The 19460-nt window shown below is 68.7% G+C and carries 14 protein-coding genes and 1 rRNA gene; 12 read left to right on the top strand and 3 right to left on the bottom strand.

What is annotated here, in order from left to right:
- Nucleotides 1-81 precede the first annotated feature (81 nt).
- Nucleotides 82-5808, top strand: coding sequence for an Ig-like domain-containing protein (locus ACLJOO_RS00075; RefSeq protein WP_410784667.1), 5727 nt, complete (start codon nucleotides 82-84; stop codon nucleotides 5806-5808).
- Between the two features lie 92 nt (nucleotides 5809-5900).
- Here the strand turns inward: ACLJOO_RS00075 and ACLJOO_RS00070 are convergent, their stop codons facing one another.
- Complete coding sequence (locus ACLJOO_RS00070; RefSeq protein WP_410784666.1) at nucleotides 5901-6419, bottom strand: GNAT family N-acetyltransferase; 519 nt, start codon at nucleotides 6417-6419, stop codon at nucleotides 5901-5903.
- 44 nt (nucleotides 6420-6463) lie between these two features.
- The gene (locus tag ACLJOO_RS00065; RefSeq protein WP_410784665.1) at nucleotides 6464-7327 is read right to left on the bottom strand and encodes an RNA polymerase sigma-70 factor; all 864 of its coding nucleotides are present in this window, start codon (nucleotides 7325-7327) and stop codon (nucleotides 6464-6466) included.
- A gap of 161 nt (nucleotides 7328-7488) precedes the next feature.
- On the opposite strand from ACLJOO_RS00065, the gene argC reads away from it, so the two are divergent.
- The 8 genes from argC to ACLJOO_RS00025 are packed head-to-tail and all read left to right on the top strand — an operon-like array spanning nucleotide 7489 to nucleotide 15294.
- Nucleotides 7489-8520, top strand: a complete 1032-nt coding sequence (argC, locus tag ACLJOO_RS00060) for an N-acetyl-gamma-glutamyl-phosphate reductase (RefSeq protein ID WP_410784664.1) — start codon at nucleotides 7489-7491, stop codon at nucleotides 8518-8520.
- Nucleotides 8517-9719, top strand: a complete 1203-nt coding sequence (gene argJ / locus ACLJOO_RS00055; RefSeq protein ID WP_410784663.1) for a bifunctional glutamate N-acetyltransferase/amino-acid acetyltransferase ArgJ — start codon at nucleotides 8517-8519, stop codon at nucleotides 9717-9719. The genes argC and argJ overlap by 4 nt, the downstream gene beginning before the upstream one ends.
- Nucleotides 9716-10591 carry an acetylglutamate kinase gene (gene argB / locus ACLJOO_RS00050; RefSeq protein ID WP_410784662.1) on the top strand — a complete coding sequence of 292 codons (876 nt, stop codon included), beginning with the start codon at nucleotides 9716-9718 and terminating at the stop codon, nucleotides 10589-10591. The genes argJ and argB overlap by 4 nt, the downstream gene beginning before the upstream one ends.
- Nucleotides 10588-11787 carry an acetylornithine transaminase gene (locus ACLJOO_RS00045; RefSeq protein WP_410784661.1) on the top strand — a complete coding sequence of 400 codons (1200 nt, stop codon included), beginning with the start codon at nucleotides 10588-10590 and terminating at the stop codon, nucleotides 11785-11787. Before argB ends, ACLJOO_RS00045 begins: the two co-directional genes overlap by 4 nt.
- Complete coding sequence (gene argF, locus ACLJOO_RS00040) at nucleotides 11787-12719, top strand: ornithine carbamoyltransferase (protein ID WP_410784660.1); 933 nt, start codon at nucleotides 11787-11789, stop codon at nucleotides 12717-12719. The genes ACLJOO_RS00045 and argF overlap by 1 nt, the downstream gene beginning before the upstream one ends.
- A complete protein-coding gene (locus tag ACLJOO_RS00035; RefSeq protein ID WP_131296260.1) occupies nucleotides 12716-13225 on the top strand; it encodes an arginine repressor in 510 nt (169 codons plus the stop codon). The genes argF and ACLJOO_RS00035 overlap by 4 nt, the downstream gene beginning before the upstream one ends.
- Nucleotides 13226-13235: 10 nt before the next feature.
- A complete protein-coding gene (gene argH, locus ACLJOO_RS00030) occupies nucleotides 13236-14663 on the top strand; it encodes an argininosuccinate lyase (RefSeq protein WP_410784659.1) in 1428 nt (475 codons plus the stop codon).
- Nucleotides 14664-14673: 10 nt separating this feature from the next.
- Nucleotides 14674-15294, top strand: a complete 621-nt coding sequence (locus tag ACLJOO_RS00025; protein ID WP_410784658.1) for a DNA-3-methyladenine glycosylase — start codon at nucleotides 14674-14676, stop codon at nucleotides 15292-15294.
- 17 nt (nucleotides 15295-15311) lie between these two features.
- On the opposite strand, the gene ACLJOO_RS00020 is transcribed toward ACLJOO_RS00025, so the two are convergent.
- The gene (locus ACLJOO_RS00020; RefSeq protein WP_410784657.1) at nucleotides 15312-16259 is read right to left on the bottom strand and encodes an LLM class flavin-dependent oxidoreductase; all 948 of its coding nucleotides are present in this window, start codon (nucleotides 16257-16259) and stop codon (nucleotides 15312-15314) included.
- Between the two features lie 109 nt (nucleotides 16260-16368).
- Here ACLJOO_RS00020 and ACLJOO_RS00015 point away from each other — a divergent pair, with 109 nt between their 5' ends.
- The 3 genes from ACLJOO_RS00015 to ACLJOO_RS00005 form a co-directional block, all read left to right on the top strand.
- Nucleotides 16369-17406: an App1 family protein gene (locus ACLJOO_RS00015; protein WP_410784656.1), complete on the top strand. Its 1038-nt coding sequence runs from the start codon at nucleotides 16369-16371 to the stop codon at nucleotides 17404-17406.
- 60 nt (nucleotides 17407-17466) lie between these two features.
- On the top strand, nucleotides 17467-18759 hold the full coding sequence (gene tyrS / locus ACLJOO_RS00010) for a tyrosine--tRNA ligase (protein WP_410784655.1): 1293 nt from the start codon (nucleotides 17467-17469) through the stop codon (nucleotides 18757-18759).
- A 576-nt stretch (nucleotides 18760-19335) separates the two neighbouring features.
- Nucleotides 19336-19460, top strand: a 16S ribosomal RNA gene (locus ACLJOO_RS00005); the annotation flags it as partial.

Raw genomic sequence — 19460 nt, 5'->3', positions numbered from 1 at the left:
CGCGGACCGTTAACGTCTACGCAGGCCCGCCCGCCACGCGGCCGCAGCAATGTACCTGAATTGCTCGGGAGGGCGGGACACATGCGGGCAACCCGACCGGGGGCCATTCTTCTTGCCACCGGCCTCTTCAGCCTGAGCACCATCACCGCGACCGCCTACCAGGTGCCAACGGCACCCTTCACAGACAGCGCGACCACCGTGATGCCCGGCTCAGGGCTAAGGCAGACGATCACCGCGAGCGGGCTGACCGAGCTAGGCGACCCGACGACGGCCGGTTTCCGCACCGTCGCGCCGACCACCTACCAGCCCGCGATCGGCAAGGACGCTCCGGCGCAGGACGTGGTGGTGAACACCGGCGACTGCGCGTCCACCGGCGGCTGCGGCGACCGCGGCACGGTCACGATCGCGTTCTCCCAGCCCGTCCGCAACCCGGTTCTGCACCTCGGTGGTCTCGGCGGATCCGTCACCCGGACCGTGAACGGCCGGACGACCGCGCAGTCCGAACTGCACTCGGTCCTGAAGCTCACCACCGCCGGCCTCAGCCTCACGAAGCTCGGTCCAGGCAACAATCTCGCGGTCACCAGCGACACGGTCACCGCCGCCAGCCACGACACCGGCCCGAACTGCGTGAACACCAAGTCCCCGTCCGGCCTCGACACGTCCGCAACCGCTGCCTGCGGATCGGTCCGCGTGAACGGCGTGGTCACCAAGGTCAGCTTCGACGTGTCAGCGTTGTTCACCAAGCATCCGAAGCTGCCCGCGTTGAACAACGGCTCGTCCGGCGACGCGTTCTCGATCGTCGCGTCCGTCCCTGAGGACTTCGGTGACGCACCGGCGTCGTACGGCGCGGCGTGGTCGGTGCTGAGCGACGTACAGCTCGGTAAGGATGTCACCGAGGACAACGCCGGCGTCGCGAACGGCACGACCGGCCCGGCCACACCGGATCAGGCCGATGACGGTGTCGTCTTCAAACCGCTTCGCACCAATCAGACGACGTACACGGCCGACCTGCAGCTCGCCGGTACGTCGAAGGCCGGGCGGGCGTGTGCGTGGATCGACGTCAACGGCAACGGAACCTTCGACTCGGGCGAGCGGGCCTGCACCCCGTTCGCGGCCAAGCAGACAACAGTCACACTGCGCTGGGCTGAGCTCGCCCCGAAGGCGGGAGCGTCGTACGCGCGGGTGCGGGTTGGGTACACCGATGCTCAGATCGAGAAGCCGACCGGTGCGACCGATGCCGGCGAGGTCGAGGACTACCCGTTCGCGATCACGCCGCCGCCACCGCCGGTCCTGACCGACGACGCCGCGACGACCGGGTTCAACACGGCAGTCGTCGTACCGGTGCTCGGCAACGACAAGCCGGGCGACCCGAGGACGCCGCTCGCGCCGGCGACCCTCTGTCTCGTCGACGGCGGCAAATGCGTGCAGATGGTGAACGTGGTCGGCCAGGCGAAGTACGTCGCCAAGCCCGACGGCACCGTCCGCGTCGAGCCGGTGCCTGGCTTCGTCGGTCCGGCCAAGCCGGTTGTTTATCGCGTTGCCGACAGCAACGGTACGGCCGCCACCGCCAAGCTGACCCTCACCGTGTCCCTCCCGGATCGTCCGGTGGCGACCCCCGACACGGCGACCACGCCGCAGAACGTCAGCGTCGCCGTCAAGCCGCTCGCCAACGACCACGCGGCCGCGGGCGTGCAGCTCGTGCCCGGTTCCGTCGTACTGCGTGATCCGGCCGACGCCGCGTTCAAGAAGAAGGTCGTGATCGCGGGCGAGGGCGAGTACGTCGTGAAGCCCGACGGCGGCGTGGACTTCGTGCCGAAACCGCAGTTCACCGGCGTCGGTACGTCGATCGGCTACCGCGTCACCGACACCACCCACCAGACCGCCGAGTCCACGCTCGCCGTCACCGTCACGCCGGTGACGCCGACCGCCAACGGTGACTCGGTCTCGACCGCGTTCGACACCGACCTCGTCGTACCCGTGCTCGACAACGACCTTCCGGGATCGCCGGACGCGCCGCTCGTGCCCGCCACGTTGCACCTCGTCGACCCGGTCAGCAAGAAGCTCGTCGACAAGCTGACCATCGCCCGGCAAGGCACGTACTTGGTCGCCGACGGGCAGGTGACCTTCCAGCCGCTGCACGGCTTCACCGGAGTCGGTACGCCGGTGACGTATCAGGTGCTCGACAAGAACGGTACGGCGGCGCGCGCCGACCTGACCGTCTCCGTCGCCGCACCCGGGCCACCTGTCGCGAACCCGGACACGATCACCACGTTGCAGGGCCGTTCCGTGGTGGCCGCGGTCCTCGCCAACGACAAGCCGGGGCCGACGGGCGCCGCGCTGAGGCCCGGTAGCGTGCGCCTGCTGACGCCTACGCAGCCCGTGCTGTCGCTCGTCATCGCGGGCCAGGGCAAGTACTCGGTGAAGGCGGACGGCAGGGTGCTGTTCGAGCCGCTGCCGACGTTCAGTGGAAACGCGACCGCGGTCGGCTATCAGGTTGCTGACAGCAACGATGCGATCGGGAAGTCGACGTTGACCGCGCGGGTGACGAAGGTGCAGCCCGACGCGTCCGACGACACCACGGGTACGGCGTACGACACGAACGTCAGCGTGCCGGTGCTGGCGAACGACACGGCCGGCGACCCGTCGGTGCCGCTGGTTCCGAGCACCGTGCGGATGATCGACCCGACCACGAAGCTGCCGACTGCGACCCTCGTGATTCCGGGGCAGGCGAAGTACACGACGACGGCGGACGGGAAGGTCGAGGTCGACCCGCTGCCCAAGTTCACCGGCCCCGCGACGCCGGTCACGTACCGCGTCTCGGATGTGAACGGTACGACGGCCACGGCAACGCTGACCGTCACGGTCGCCAAGCCGCCAGCTCCGACGGCTGTTCCCGACACCGCTGGCGGCAAACAGAACCTCCCGCTTCGCGTGACGCCGCTCACCAACGACAAGGCAGGCCTCGGTACGGCGCTCGATCCGCACAGCCTGACGCTCGTAGATCCGGCCGATGGTTCGCTGAAGAATGTCGTGAAGATCCCGGGGCAGGCCGACTACCAGGTCAACCCGGACGGCTCGGTCATCGTCGACCCGCTGCCGGGCTTCACCGGTACGGCGACCAAGGTGACGTACCGGATCGCCGACCTGTTCGGTCAGACGGCGCGGTCGACGATCACGGTCACGATCACGCCGATCACCCCGGTCGCGGCCGACGACACCGCGCGGACGCCGTACGGCAAGAGCCTCACGGTGCCGGTGCTCGCGAACGACAAGCCCGGGGACCCCACGGCGCAGCTGGTGCCGGGCAGTCTGCGGCTCGTAGATCCGGCCGACGGGGTACTGAAGGCAACGGTGCGAATCCCGAACGAGGGTGTCTACACGGCGGCCGGGGGAGCGGTTCGCGCGGAACCGGGAGCGACGTTCCGCGGTCCTGGTACGCCGTTGACGTACCAGGTGGCCGACTCCAACGGGACGAAGACGAGCGCTCGGTTGACGGTCACCGTCGGCCAGCCGCCGGTCGCGATCGCCGACAACGCCTCGACGCTGCAGAACGTGACCGTGACGGTGAACGTGCTGTCCAACGACCGGCCGGGCACCGATGCAGCTCTGGTGCGGGGATCGGTCGGGCTGAACGGGTCATCCAAGAAGGTGACGGTGCCGCATCAGGGCACGTACACGGTGCTGCCGACCGGTTCGATCGAGTTCGACCCGCTGCCGGCGTTCCGGGGCAAGGCGACGCCGGTCAGCTATCGGGTCGCCGATTCGGACGGCAACTACGCGACCTCGACCTTGAGCATGACCGCGACACCGGTCAACCCGGTCGCGGTCAACGACTCGGCGATCACGCCGTACGGGCATGCGATCACGGTGAACGTGCCGGCGAACGACACGCCCGGTGACGCGTCGGCGCCGCTGAAGCCGGCGAGCGTGGTGGTGAAGGACGCGGCCGGTCACTACGGCAAGACGATGACGCGTGCCGGTGAAGGGGTTTTTGCGGTTGATGCCTATGGCGCGGTCAAGTTCACGCCGGCCAAGGGATTCCAGGGCGTCACGACGCCGACGACGTACCGGATCGCCGACGCCAACGGGACGACCGCGGAAGGCCTGCTGCTGTTGACGGTCGGCAAGGGACCGAAGGCGGTCGCGGATCCGATCGGAACCAAGCAGAACGTGACCGTCACCGTCGATCCGCTGGCGAACGACGAGCCGGGAACTGGCGCCCAGCTCGATCCGGCGTCGGTGCAGGTGTACGGCGGGACGTGGGGACCGAAGGCGGTGATTCCGGGGCAGGGCGTGTTCACCGTGAAGGCCGGGAAGATCACGTTCGATCCGGCGCCGGCGTACCGCGGGGTCGTGTCGGTCGCGTACCGGGTCAGTGACACCACCGGGAACAAGGCGAGCGCTTCGGTCACGGTGACGGTTGCGACGGTCGTTCCGGTGATCAAGGACGACGTGGCAACCACGCCGTACGAGACTGCGGTCACGGTCGATGTGCTGGCGAACGACAAGCCAGGTGATGTGAGCGCGCCACTGGGCGGGGTACGGCTGATCGATCCGGTCAACGGCGATCCGCTAGCAGTGCTAGCTGTGCCGGGGGAGGGGACGTTCACGGTGCAGCCGTCCGGCGCGATCCGGTTCGCGCCGGTGGACGGGTTCGCCGGGGTGGCGGTTCCGGTCGGGTATCAGGTTGCCGACCGCAACGGCACGATCGGGTCCGGTTCGCTGACGGTCACGGTGCAGGCGCGTCCGGTCGCCGTACCGGACGAGGCGCGGACGAATCAGCACGTCCCGGTGACGATCGACCCGCTTGCCAACGACAAACCTGGGCCCGGCGCGACGCTCGACCCGGATTCGGTGCTGCTGGTCGGTCCTGGCGGTGCACTGGTCGACCGGGTCATCATCACCGGGCAGGGCACGTATGTCGTTGCGAGCGGCAAGGTCACGTTCACCCCGGAGGCGACGTTCACGGGCACCGCGCGACCGGCGGCGTACGACGTCAAGGACAGCAACCAGAACTCCGCCCGCGCGACCATCACCGTGACGGTCGATCCGGTGCGGCCGGTCGTCACCGACGACAGCGCGGAGACGGCCTTCGGTACGGCGGTCGACGTGAACGTGCTGGCCAACGACAAGGCCGGCGACCCGTCGGCGCCGCTCCGCCCGAGTTCCGTCGTACTGCGGGATCCTGCGGACGGGGTCGAGAAGAAGTCCGTGACGGTGCCGCACGAGGGCACGTTCGTGGTCGGCACCTCGGTCACGTTCACGCCGGCGAAGGACTTCGTCGGTACGACGCGGGCGCTGGTCTACCGCGTCACCGACGTGAACGGTACGTCGGACACCGCGCTTCTCGACGTCGCGGTCGCAGGACCGTTGCTCGCGAAGGCGGCGCCCGATACGGCGACCGGTACGCCGGGCAACCCGGTCGCGGTGAACCCGCTGCTCAACGACAGCGGCACGATCAAGCCGAGCTCGGTCTGCCTGCGTACGCCGGACGGCACCTGCGCGAAGAGCGTCACGAACGGCGCGGGCACCTGGTCGGTCGGCACCGACGGCACCGTCACGCTCAAGCCGGTCGCCGCCTTCACCGGGACCGCGAAGGTCACCTACGAGCGGACCGACGAGACCGGCGAGACGGCCACCGCACCGGTCAAGTTCACCGTCGGCGCCGAGCCCACCGACAACCCGCGCACCCTCAACCGCGCCGAACTCCCGCCGACCGGCGGCCCGCCGGCCATCATCCTCACCCTCGGCACGCTCCTCGCCGCCCTGGGCGCCACCCTCGTAGTCCTCGCTCGCACCCGCAAGTGACCTTGAGCCCCCACCAACCACTTCCACCACACTTTGGGCCCCCACCAACCATTTCTGCGCCTCGAAAATGGTTGGTGAGGGCCCAAAGTTGGTTAGAGGTCCAGCACGAGCATGATCTCGTCGCGGTAGTCGTCGGCGGCGACACGGATCGCGCGGGGGTGGGCGCCGACTACGCGGTAGCCGAGGGGGCCGTAGAACTTCTCCAGGCCTAGGCGGCTGCGGATGGTGAGTTGCAGTTGCTCAAGGCCGAGGTCGACGGCCGACCCGCGCAGGCCCTCCATCAGGATCCGGCCGGCGCCGGTGCCCTGGCACTCCGGATGAACCATCACCCGCAGCACCGTCCGCCAGTGCGCCTGCAGCCCGCTGCCGCGGCTCACCAGCATGCCCATCCCGACGTACCGCTCACCGTTGTGGAGCACGCCGAGCAGATCGACCCCCGCCGCGACCCGGCCGAGGGCGCCGTCGAGGTTCTCCGCGATCTGCTCGACCGGCGCCGGCGCGGTGTACCCGACCGCGCCGCCCGCGTTCGTCGCCGCCACCCAGGTGTCCAGCAGATCCGCCCGCAACCCCGGCCCGAGCGCCTCCTCGGGTTCCGTCACCAGGTATTTCACCGCACCTCCATCTGCGACTGAGTTGCAGATAGCTTACGGCTCGATCAGCTGACCCGCCCGAGCTTGTCCGGGTTCCGGATCAGGTACAGATCGCTGATCAGGCCGTCGGTGGTCTCGAGGAACGCGACCGTGTCCGGCGTGTCGCCGTCGTACGCGATGTACGCGACCTCTCCGTTCAGCGTTCCCATCCGGATCTCGAAGGTCGGGTTCTCCGCGATCACGGCGAACAGCCAGCGGGCGATCTTCTCCGCGCCGTGGATCGGCCGGAGCGCGGCCTTCTTCTTCCCGCCGCCGTCGCTGATCAGTACGGCGTCCGGCGCGAGCAGCGCGACCACCTGGTCGAAGTCGCCGGACCCGGCCGCCTGCATGAACCGCATCGTCAGTTCGTCGTGGCGCGCCTTGTCGACGTGATGCCGCGGCTGCCGCGCGTGCACATGCCCGCGGGCCCGATGCGCGAGCTGCCGGACGGCGGCCTCGGACCGGCCGAGGGTGTCCGCGATCTCGTCGTACGGCAGATCGAAGACCTCGCGGAGGACGAACGTGGCGCGTTCGAGCGGCGAGAGCGTCTCAAGGACGACGAGCATCGCCATGCTGACCGAGTCCGCGAGCTCGACCGCGGCCGCCGGGTCGTCGTCGGTCGCCAGCGGCTCCGGCAGCCACGGGCCGACGTACTGCTCCCGCCGGGACTTCTGCTCGCGCAACCGGTTCAGCGCCAGTCGCGTGGTGATGCGGATCAGGTACGCCCGCGGGTCGCGGATGTCGTCGTGATCGATGGCGGACCAGCGCAACCACGCCTCCTGGACCACGTCCTCGGCATCGCTCACACTGCCGACAACCCGGTACGCCGCTCCGACCAGGACGGACCGGTGCTCGGCGAACTCGCGCGCCATCGCTTCGGTGTAGTCCATACCCCACTCCACCACTCACACCCCGCCAGCCTCAACTTTGAGAACCCACCAACCATGAAACGGGCGGAAAAGTGGTTGGTGGGTTCTCAAAGTTGGATTTGGGGTACGAGGACGATGGGGAGGGATTGGATATTCATCCGGGGCGTGGCATACTCATTCACATGAGTGTGACGGTGGCGGTGGCCGGTGCCAGTGGGTATGCGGGGGGCGAGCTGCTCCGGTTGCTGAGTAGCCACCCAGAGGTGGAGATCGGCGCGCTGACCGCCGGCGGGAACGCCGGTACGGCGCTCGGCGTGCACCACCCGCACCTCGTGCCGCTGGCCGGGCGCATCCTGGTCGAGACCACGGCGGAGAACCTCGCCGGTCACGACGTGGTGTTCCTGGCCCTGCCGCACGGACAGTCCGCCGTCATTGCCGAGCAGCTCGGAGATGACGTCACCGTGATCGACTGCGGCGCGGACTTCCGGCTGACCGAGGCCGAGGTGTGGGTCGAGTTCTACGGCGGCGAGCACGCCGGCGCGTGGCCGTACGGACTCCCTGAGCTCCCGGGTCAACGGGACAAGCTCCGCGGGTCGAACCGGGTCGCCGTGCCGGGCTGTTATCCCACCGTCTCCACGCTGGCACTGCTCCCCGCCGTACAGAACGGGCTCGTCGACGCCACCCAGCTGGTGGTTGTCGCCGTCAGCGGTACGTCGGGCGCGGGCAAGGCCCCGAAGGCGCATCTGCTCGGCGCGGAGGTGATGGGATCCGCCTCGGCGTACGGCGTCGGCGGCGTGCATCGCCATACGCCGGAGATCGAGCAGAACCTCACGCCGTACGCCGACGGGCCGGTGAGCGTCTCGTTCACGCCGGTGCTCGCGCCGATGGCTCGCGGCATCCTCGCGACCTGCAGCGCACCGGTTGCCGACGGCACCGACTACGCCGCGCTCCGGAAGGCTTACGAGGACGCGTACGCCGACGAGCCGTTCATCCACCTGCTGCCCGAGGGGCAATGGCCGCAGACGCAGGCCACCCTCGGCGCGAACACTGTGCAGTTGCAGATCGCCCTGGACCAGCGCACCGGCCGCGCCGTCGTCGTGGCCGCGATGGACAACCTCACCAAGGGCACCGCCGGCGCCGCCGTGCAGTGCATGAACCTGGCCACCGGTCTCGACGAGACCCTGGCCCTGCCCCTCGTAGGAGTAGCCCCGTGACCGTCGCAGTTACCCCAGCTACCCAAGTCGATCGGAGCGCCGGGGTCACCGCGCCGGCCGGCTTCCGCGCGGCCGGGGTGATCGCCGGGATCAAACCAGCCGGTACGCCGGACCTCACCGTCGTGGTCAACGAAGGCCCTGCCGACGTCGCCGCCGGTGTCTTCACCACGAACAAGGTGAAGGCCGCGCCGGTGCTCTGGTCGCAGCAGGTCCTGACCGCCGGCAAGCTGAAGGCCGTCGTCCTCAACTCCGGCGGCGCGAACGCCTGCACCGGACCGGAGGGCTTCCAGGACACCCACAAGACCGCCGAGAAACTGGCCGAGGTGCTCGGCGTCGGGGCAGCTGAGATCGGGGTCTGCTCGACCGGCCTGATCGGCGAACGACTTCCTATGGACGTTTTGATCCCTGGAATCGACAAAGCCGTCGCAGCGCTGGGCGACGATGCCGCCGCCGGACTGTCCGCGGCGACCGCGGTGATGACGACCGACAACGTGCCGAAGCAGGCTGCGCTCAAGCACCAGGACGGCTGGAGCATCGGCGGGTTCGCGAAAGGCGCCGGGATGTGCGCGCCGAACATGGCCACGATGCTCAGCGTGATCACCACCGACGCCGTGCTCGACCAGCCGCACCTCGACCACGCGCTGCGGAACGCGGTCGGCAAGACCTTCAACCGGCTCGACGTCGACGGCGGTACGTCGACCAACGACACCGTCCTGCTGCTCAGCTCGGGCGCGTCCGGCGTCACGGTCACCCCCGAGGCGTTCGAGACGGCCCTCACGGCCCTGGCTGCTGACCTGGTGAAGCAGTTGCAGGCCGACGCCGAGGGCGTTACCAAGCACGTGAGCATCACGGTGCAGGGCGCCGCGACCGAGGCGGAGGCGCTGGCCGCCGCCAAGATCGTTGCCGAGGACAACCTGTGCAAGACCGCGTTCTTCGCCGCCGACCCGAACTGGGGCCGGATCGCGATGGCGGTCGGCAACGCCCCGACCGCGTTCGACCCGTCGCTGCTCGACATCACGCTGAACGGCGCTGCCGTCTGTGTCGCCGGCGGCAAGGGCGTCGACCGCTCCGAGGCGGACCTCAGCGGCCTCGAGATCGACGTGGTGATCGACCTGCACGCAGGCCCGGCGTCGGCGACCGTCCTCACCACGGACCTCTCGCACGCGTACGTCGAAGAGAACTCGGCGTACTCGTCATGATCTTCCCGGAAGCGGTCGAGAAGGCCGCCGTACTGACCGAAGCGTTGCCGTGGCTGAAGCAGTTCCACGGGAAGACCGTCGTGGTGAAGTACGGCGGGAACGCGATGGTCGACGAGAAACTCAAGAGAGCGTTTGCTGAGGACATCGTCTTCCTCCGGTACGCCGGGGTGCGCGTCGTCGTCGTGCACGGCGGCGGACCGCAGATCAGCGACATGCTCGGCCGGCTCGGTATCGACAGCGAGTTCCGCGGCGGGCTCCGCGTCACCACGCCCGAGGCGATGGACGTCGTCGGCATGGTGCTGGTCGGCAAGGTGGGCCGGGAGCTGGTCGGGCTGCTGAACGCGCACGGCCCGTTCGCGGTCGGGATGTCCGGTGAGGACGCGGGCCTGTTCACCGCGGAACGCCGTACGGCGCTGGTCGACGGCGAGCAGGTCGACATCGGGCTGGTCGGCGACGTGGTCGAGGTGCGGCCTGAGGCGGTGGTCGACCTGATCGACGCGGGCCGGATCCCGGTGGTGTCGACGATCGCGCCGGACGAGGACGGGTTGGCGCACAACGTGAACGCGGACACCGCGGCCGCGGCGCTGGCGAGCGCGCTCGGTGCGGAGAAGCTCGTCGTACTGACCGACGTCGCCGGGCTGTACCGGAACTGGCCGGACAGCGACGAGATCATCACCCAGATCGACACCGATGAGCTCGCGGAGTTGCTGCCGTCGCTGGCGTCCGGCATGGTGCCGAAGATGGAAGCCTGCCTGCGCGCGGTCGAATCCGGTGTCTCCCGAGCCACTGTCATCGACGGCCGCGTGCCGCACTCGCTGCTACTCGAAATCTTCACTGACGCCGGAGTTGGAACCCAGGTGATCCCGTCATGAGTGAACTGCTGACCGTCGACGGCACGCAGGCTGCGCTCACCGAGCGCTACACGGGTGCGCTGATGAACACGTTCGGCGCGCCGAAACGGGTGCTGGTCCGCGGCGAGGGCGCGTACCTGTGGGATGCCGACGGCAACAAGTACCTCGACCTGCTCGGCGGGCTCGCGGTGAATTGTCTCGGGCACGCGCACCCGTTCGTGGTGTCCGCGGTGACGTCGCAGCTCGCCACCCTCGGCCACGTCTCGAACTTCTTCGCCTCCGCGCCGCAGATCGCGCTCGCCGAGAAGCTGCTCGGCCTCTTCGACGTCCCCGGCAAGGTGTTCTTCACGAACTCCGGCACCGAGGCGAACGAGGCCGCGTTCAAGATCACCCGGCGCACCGGCCGGACCAAGATCGTCTCCACCGTCGGCGCCTTCCACGGGCGCTCGATGGGCGCGCTCGCGATCACCTGGAAGCCGGCGTACCGGGAGGCCTTCGCGCCACTGCCAGGTGACGTCGAGTTCGTCCCGTACGGCGACGCAGAGGCGCTGGCCGCGGCGGTCGACGACCAGACCGCGGCCGTGGTGCTCGAGCCGATCCAGGGCGAGAACGGCGTCGTCGTACCGCCGGCCGGATACCTGCAGGCAGCCCGGCGGATCACGTCCGAGCACGGCGCGCTGCTGTGGATCGACGAGATCCAGACCGGGATCGGCCGGACCGGGACCTGGTTCGCGTACGAGGTCGATGGGATCACGCCGGACCTGGTGACCGTCGCGAAGGGGCTCGGGGCCGGCATCCCGATTGGTGCGTGCATCGGTCTCGGCGCGGCCGCGGACCTGCTGCAGCCGGGGAACCACGGGACCACATTCGGCGGCAACCCGGTCGCGGCGATCGCCGGGCTGGCGGTGCTGACCGTGATCGAGCGGGACGGCCTGCTCGCCCAGGTGAATGCCGTCGGCAACCACCTCGCGTCGTCGATCATCGCGCTCGACCACCCGCTGATCGCGGGCGTCCGCGGTCGCGGGCTGCTGCTCGCGATCCAGTTGACCAAGCCGGTGTCGGACCAGGTCGCGGCGCTGGCGCTGGAGGCCGGGTTCGTGGTGAACAATCCGGTTCCGAACGCGTTGCGGCTGGCACCGCCGTACATCCTCAGCAAGGCTGATGCGGACAGTTTCGTCGCGGCCCTTCCGGGGCTGCTCGATCGGGTGGAGGTCTGATGGTCAGGCACTTCTTGCGGGACGACGACCTGTCGCCCGTCGAGCAGGACGAAGTACTGACTCTCGCCGCGCAGTTGGCGGGGGACCGGCACGGGCACAAGCCGCTCGAGGGGCCGAAGACCGTCGCGGTGATCTTCGACAAGACGTCGACGCGGACGCGGATCTCGTTCGCGGTCGGGATCTCGGAGCTGGGCGGCGTACCGCTGGTCATCGACGCGCAGACCTCGCAGCTCGGTCGCGGCGAGCCGATCGCGGACACCGCACGGGTGCTGGACCGGCAGGTCGCGGCGATCGTGTGGCGGACGTTCGGGCAGGCGCGGATCGAGGAGATGGCGGCCGCGTCGTCGGTGCCGGTCGTGAACGCGCTGACCGACGAGTTCCACCCGTGCCAGATCCTCGCGGACCTGCAGACCGTGCGGCAGCACAAGGGGTCGACGGCCGGGCTGAAGCTGGTGTACCTCGGCGACGGCGCCAACAACATGGCGCACTCCTACCTGCTGGGCGGCGCGACCGCCGGCATGCATGTCGTCATCGGGTCACCGGCGGACTACCAGCCAGACCCGGACGTGCTGGTGCGCGCCGCGGTCATCGCCGAGACGACCGGCGGATCGGTCGCCTGGGCGGAGGATGCGATCGCGGCCGTCGACGGTGCCGATGTCGTTGCCACCGACACCTGGGTGTCGATGGGACAGGAGTCCGAGGCGTCCGACCGTGAGGCGCCGTTCGTGCCGTACGCCGTGACGGAGCAACTGCTCGGCAAGGCGAAGCCGGATGCGATCGTCCTGCACTGCCTGCCCGCCTATCGTGGCAAGGAGATCGAGGCGGCCGTGATCGACGGACCGCAGTCGGTCGTCTGGGACGAGGCCGAGAACCGGCTGCACGCGCAGAAGGCGCTGCTGTCGTGGCTGTTGGCAAGGAGTTTCTCGTCGTGAGTATCGCGGTTCCTACGACCAAGACGGCCCGCCAGCAGCGGATCGTGGACCTGCTCGGGCGGCAGCCGGTGCGGTCGCAGACCGAGCTGGCTGATCTGCTCGCCGCGTCCGGTCTGGTGGTCGGGCAGGCGACGCTGTCCCGGGATCTGGTCGAGATCGGTGCGGTGAAGGTCCGCGACTCGTCCGGCCAGCTCGTGTACGCCGTACCAGGTGAAGGCGGTGACCGTACGCCGCGTGCCGGTGAGGCTGCTGCGTTCGAGGCCCGGCTGGCGCGGGTGGCCTCCGAGCTGCTCGTGTCGGCGGAGGGCAGCGCCAACCTGGTCATCCTGCGAACCCCGCCGGGGGCGGCCCAGTACTTCGCGTCGGCGATCGACCACGTGGGGCTGGACGACGTCCTCGGCACCATCGCCGGCGACGACACCGTGATGGTCGTCTCCCGTAACCCCACCGGCGGCGAAGCCCTCGCCGCCCGTTTCCTGTCCCTCGCCGCCCGCGAACCGAAGTAGAGGAAGTGTCTTGAGTACTGGAGAGAGCGGCGCCCGGGATTCGGCGTTGTGGGGAGCCCGGTTCTCGGGCGGTCCCGCCGATGCGCTGGCGGCGCTGAGCAAGTCGACGGACTTCGACTGGCGGCTGGCGCCGTACGACATCGCCGGGTCGAAGGCGCACGCCAAGGTGCTGCACCGCGCGGGTCTGCTGACGGACGAGGACCTGGCCGCGATGCTGGCCGGTCTCGACGCGCTGCTGGCCGACGTACTGTCCGGAGAGTTCCTCCCCGCTGCGGAGGACGAGGACGTGCACACCGCCCTAGAGCACGGTCTGCTGGTTCGGCTCGGTGCCGAGCTGGGTGGGCGGCTGCGTGCGGGGCGGTCGCGGAACGACCAAGTCGCCACGCTGTTCAAGAGCTACCTGCGCGAACACGGGCGGATCATCGGCCGGTTGCTGCTGGAGCAGGTCAACACGCTCGCGGATCAGGCCGAGCGGCATCTGGGTGTGGCGATGCCGGGTCGGACGCACCTGCAGCACGCGCAGCCGGTTCTGCTGTCGCATCATCTGCTCGCGCACGCGTGGCCGTTGATCCGCGACCTCGATCGGCTCGCCGACTGGGACGCTCGGGTTGCCGAGGATTCGCCGTACGGCTCGGGTGCGCTGGCCGGCAGCTCGTTGGGGCTGGATCCGGTCTTTGTCGCTCATGAACTGGGCTTCACGAATTCGTCGGCGAACTCGATCGACGGCACGTCGTCGCGGGACTTCGTCGCGGAGTTCGCGTTCGTCACCGCGCAGATCGGCGTCGACCTGTCCCGGCAGGCCGAAGAGGTGATCCTCTGGGCGACGAAGGAGTTCGGGTTCGTCGAGCTGGACGACGCGTTCTCGACCGGGTCGAGCATCATGCCGCAGAAGAAGAACCCGGACATCGCCGAGCTCGCTCGCGGCAAGGCCGGGCGGCTGATCGGGAACCTGAGCGGTCTGCTGGCGACGCTGAAGGCGCAGCCGCTCGCCTACAACCGGGACCTGCAGGAGGACAAGGAGCCGGTCTTCGACTCCATCGACACCCTCGAGGTGCTGCTGCCCGCGTTCACCGGGATGATCCACACGCTGCGCTTCAACGCGGACCGTCTGGAGGAGCTGGCACCGCAGGGCTTCTCGCTCGCGACCGACATCGCCGAGTGGCTGGTGCGGCAGAAGGTGCCGTTCCGGGTCGCGCACGAACTGGCCGGCGCCTGCGTCCAGGAGTGCGAGAAGCGCGGCATCGAGCTCTGGGACCTGACCGACGAGGACCTGGCCGCCATCTCGCCGGATCTGACGCCGGAGGTCCGCTCGGTCCTGACGGTCGAAGGGTCACTGGCCTCCCGCAACACCCGCGGCGGTACCGCCCAACCTCAGGTAGAAGCCCAACTGACCGAACTCCGCACCCGCGCCACAGAACACGCCACCCGTCTCGCTTAAGGTGCTGCGCATGCGGCGCTCACTTCTGGCTGGACCTGTGCTGGAGGTGGCGCCTCGGTTGCTGGGCATGGTGCTGCGCAGTACCACCTCCGAGGGGACGGTCGCGGTTCGGCTGACCGAGGTCGAGGCGTACGACGGCCCGAACGATCCGGGGTCGCACGCGTATCGGGGTCAAACGCCCCGCAACGCGGTGATGTTCGGCCCGGCCGGCTTCCTGTACGTGTACTTCACCTACGGCATGCACTTCTGCATGAACGTCGTCGCCGGCCCGGAGGGTACGCCGTCAGCTGTCCTGCTCCGCGCCGGCGAGGTGCTCGAAGGCATCGAACTGGCTCGCCTCCGCCGTAACCAACCAGCCGATCGCGATCTGGCGCGCGGGCCGGCTCGGTTGTGTGTTGCCCTCGGCATCGGACGTGAAGGCAACGGCGCCGACCTGCTGGCGAAGAACTCACCCGTCGAGCTGCTCAACGGCCCCGGCTTCGACGGCGAACCCGCCACCGGCCCACGCGTCGGCCTGCGCGAGGCCGCCGACCGCCCCTGGCGCTTCTGGATCCCCGACGACCCGACCGTCTCGCCGTACCGCCCCCACGTCCCGAAGAAACGCGCCCAAGCCGCGCCTCCGCGCGCGTAGGGGGCGTCTGACACCCCCTAGCGGTTCGCCAGCTCGAGCACGTAGTCCAGCTGCGGCAACCCGTGCTCCACCTCCGGATCCGGGAACAGCCCGATGTGGTGCACCCCGGCCGCCTCCAATCCGGCGATGTGCGCGGCCGCGTCGTCGAGAGTTCCGATCGCCCCGATAGCGGTCCACCAATCGCTCGGCATCCCCACCAGGCCGGCCTCGCCCGAGGCGTCGTACAGCTTCTTCATCTCGTCGAAGAACGGCAGCGCGGTCAGCTGCGGCGGCCGCTCACCGATCCGCCACCCGAGCCACGGCGCGGTCCACTCGTACGCCGTCTTGCGGTCTTCGCGAATGCACATCGCCGCGAACACCGCGACCACGAACCCCTCGGGCGATCCGGCGTACTCCACCGACTGACGCACGTACGGCGCGGTCGCCGGCTCGGCCAGCACGACACCGCCCGCGACCCGCCCGGCGAGCGCCATCGACTTCGGGCCCTGGACACCGAGCAGGATCGGCGGCACTTCCGCCGGCGGCGCGTCCAGCTTCACCTTGTCGAGGAAGACCGTCTTGCCTTCGAAGCTGACCTCCTCGCCGCGGAGCAATCGGGTGACGCTGGTGGTCACTTCCTCGAGCGCCGTCAGCGGCGACTTCGGCCGGACCCCCATCTGGCCCATCCACGACTGAACGCCATGACCGATACCGGGCAGGAACCGCCCCGGCCCGAGCGCCTCCAGCGTCGCGAACTCCATCGCAGTCACCGCAGCTGTGCGGACGACCGCCGGCACGATCCCGAGCCCGACGGTCAGCTGCTCGGTCGACGTCAGCGCAGCCGACACCAGCGACGGTCCGGCCGTGAAGAAGCAGTCCTCGATGATCCATAGCTCGTCCGCCCCACCACGGTCGAGCCGCCGTGCCACGTCGGTGACGAGCGCAGCCGGGTAGGTACGCGGGAAGCACATTCCGAGAGCGGTCATGGGGAGACGGTAGGGGAGAGGACCGACAGTTCGTGAAGGACGGGTCAAAGGTGTCCGCGGACCGCGAGGGAGGACGACTAGCGGCCCGTGCTGCGGGTAGGTTTCTGGTATGGCCCGTCCGCACTACTCGTCCCGTCTCGAGGACTGGTTCAACGTCGGGGTTGCGACGGTGCTTCGGCGCCGTGGCTGGCAGGAGCGGATCATCCCGCAGGTCGGTTACGGCAACACCGAGTTCGTCCGGGTGCTGGCCCGGGTCGTGCTCGGACGCGACCCCCGCAACCAGCCGCGGTACGACGAGGACCAGGTGATGCGGGGCTGGCGCGCGTTCGTGACCGCGCCGGCGACCAAGGTGCCGGTGACGGTCACCGTCAGCGGGCAGACGTTCGACGCGGTGACCGATCGCGGCGGGTTCATCGACCTGAACGTGCCGGTGGTGCTGCCGCCGGGCTGGCACGAGGTCGTGCTGGGTGTCCACGGCGACCGGCAGGCGCGGGCGCGGATCTTCGTCCCGGACCCGGAGGCCACGTTCGGTCTCGTCAGCGACATCGACGACACGGTGATCCTGACGATGCTGCCGCGTCCGTTGATCGCGGCCTGGAACACGTTCGTGCGCGACGAACAGGCGCGCCGCGTCGTACCAGGCATGGCCGGTCTGTACGAGGAGTTGCTGGCGGACCACCCGGGTGCGCCGATGTTCTACCTGTCTACTGGAGCGTGGAACACCGCACCGACACTGGCTCGCTTCCTCGCACGGCACGGGTACCCGCCGGGGCCGTTGCTGATGACGGACTGGGGACCGACCAACACCGGCTGGTTCCGTAGCGGCCAGGAGCACAAGCGGACCGCCCTGCGCCGGCTGGCGCGTGAGTTCCCGAACGTGCGCTGGGTGCTGGTCGGCGACGACGGCCAGCACGACCCCCAGCTGTACGGCGACTTCGCGCAGACGCATCCGGACCACGTGCTCGCCATCGGCATCCGCCAGCTCACCCCGGCCGAGCAGGTCCTGTCACACGGTCTGCCGGTCCCCAACCCGGACCCTGGTGCCCACGACCCACACCGGCCGACTGCTGTCACAGTGCAAGGACCGGACGGCCACGCGCTCCGTCCCCAGCTCCGCTCGGTGCTGACGCGTCCCGAACCCACCTGAGTCGCCCCACCTCGCCGTACAGGACACTAGTGCTGACCGACGTACTCGAGGAGAGAACTAGTGACCGAACGCCGCACTCAGGTGCTTGACGACCTGGAGAGCCGTGGCCTGATCGCCCACTCCACCGATCCGGATGCCCTCCGGGCCTCGATGGCGGCGGGACCGATCACCTCGTATGTCGGCTTCGACCCCACCGCGCCCAGCTTGCACATGGGCAACCTGCTGCAGCTGTTGACGCTGCGGCGGCTCCAGCTGGCCGGCCACAACCCGATCGGGCTCGTTGGCGGCGCCACCGGATTGATCGGTGACCCCAAGGAGACGTCCGAGCGGGTGCTGAACCCGAAGGACATCGTCCACGAGTGGGTCGAGAAGGTCCGCGGCCAGGTGGAGAAGTTCGTCGACTTCGACCAGTCGCTGCCGAACCCGGCCCGGATCGTCAACAACTACGACTGGACCAAGGACCTCAACACGCTCGACTTCCTGCGGGACATCGGGAAGCACTTCCCGGTGAACCGGATGCTCGGCCGCGAGGTGGTGAAGGCGCGGCTGGAGCAGGGGATCAGCTACACGGAGTTCAGCTACGTGCTGCTGCAGTCGCTGGACTTCCTCGAGCTGTACCGGCGGCACAACTGCACGTTGCAGACCGGTGGCAGCGACCAGTGGGGGAACCTGACGGCGGGTGTCGAGCTCATCCGTCGCGCCGACACCGGCAAAGCGCATGCACTCGCGACACCACTGGTGACCAAGGCGGACGGGACGAAGTTCGGGAAGACCGAGTCCGGGACGGTGTGGCTGGACCGGGAGCTGACGACGCCGTACGCCTTCTACCAGTTCTGGTTCAACAGCGACGACCGCGACGTGATGCAGCTGGTGCGGTTCTACACCTTCCGTACGGCCGAGGAGATGGCTGCTCTCGATCAGGCGACCGCGGAACGGCCACAGGCACGAGAAGCGCAACGGGTGCTGGCTGAGGACGTGACGACCTTGGTCCACGGTGCCGACGAGACTCGACGGGTGCAGGAGGCTTCGAAGGCCTTGTTCGGCCAGGGGGAGCTGGGGTCGCTGGACGGCTCCACACTCGTGGCAGCGCTACGCGAAGCACCGCACGTGGAGCTGGGCGCCGGCGAACCGATGCCGACGTACGGCGACCTGCTGGTGAAGTCGGGCCTGGTGGCGAGTAAGTCGGCCGCACGGCGGACGGTCGCCGAAGGTGGCGCGTACCTGAACAACGAGAAGGTGAAGGACGCGGAGTACGTGCCGGCCGCGGAGGACCTGCTGCCGGGCGGCGTGCTGGTGCTGCGCCGTGGGAAGCGTTCGTTTGCAGGGGTTCTGGCGTCGCAGACACAGGGCTGACGGCTGCGGTGTGGGAGTGGGCTCCACTCCCACAACCGGGTTGCCGAAGGCAAATTACAAGCCTGTGATTCAGCCCACCGGGAGCCGATTTGACCGGTCACCTGCGGGCCACGTAATGTTCTTCTTGTTGGAGCGAAGCGCGGGACGCGAAAGCGGCCGGCCGCTCCGAACCCCCCAAGGCTAGCTGAGCCGAACCGGGTTGTCTGATCCGGGGCGGTAGCTTGGAAGCGGGTGGAAGGTCAGAAAAATCGGGTCTTGACTCGGTGGATCTGGTCCGGTAAAGTAACGCAGGTTGCCCCGGGAGCCTGGCCGAAAGGTCAAGCTGCGGTGTGCGTCCGATTCTTGAGAACTCAACAGCGTGCCGAAAGTCAATGCCGAAATTGAAGTAACCCCGTGCATGGGCTTCGGATGACTTCTTGCCAGGGACCTTTCTGGGTTTTTGGTGGGGGTTGTTTGTTGTCTATCGCGGATTCCTTTGAAATTAATACGGATAACAATAGCCAGTAATGGTTTTGTTTCTGATTCAAAGGATCACTCGATGTGTCGACTCGCCAGTTTTCTGGTTTGTCATATTTTTCAACGGAGAGTTTGATCCTGGCTCAGGACGAACGCTGGCGGCGTGCTTAACACATGCAAGTCGAGCGGTAAGGCCCCTTCGGGGGTACACGAGCGGCGAACGGGTGAGTAACACGTGAGCAACC

The organism is Kribbella sp. C-35 (assembly GCF_046549195.1).
GTDB lineage: Bacteria > Actinomycetota > Actinomycetes > Propionibacteriales > Kribbellaceae > Kribbella.
Note: the sequence above shows the minus strand (reverse complement) of the source record. Positions and strands in the feature narration are given on the sequence as shown.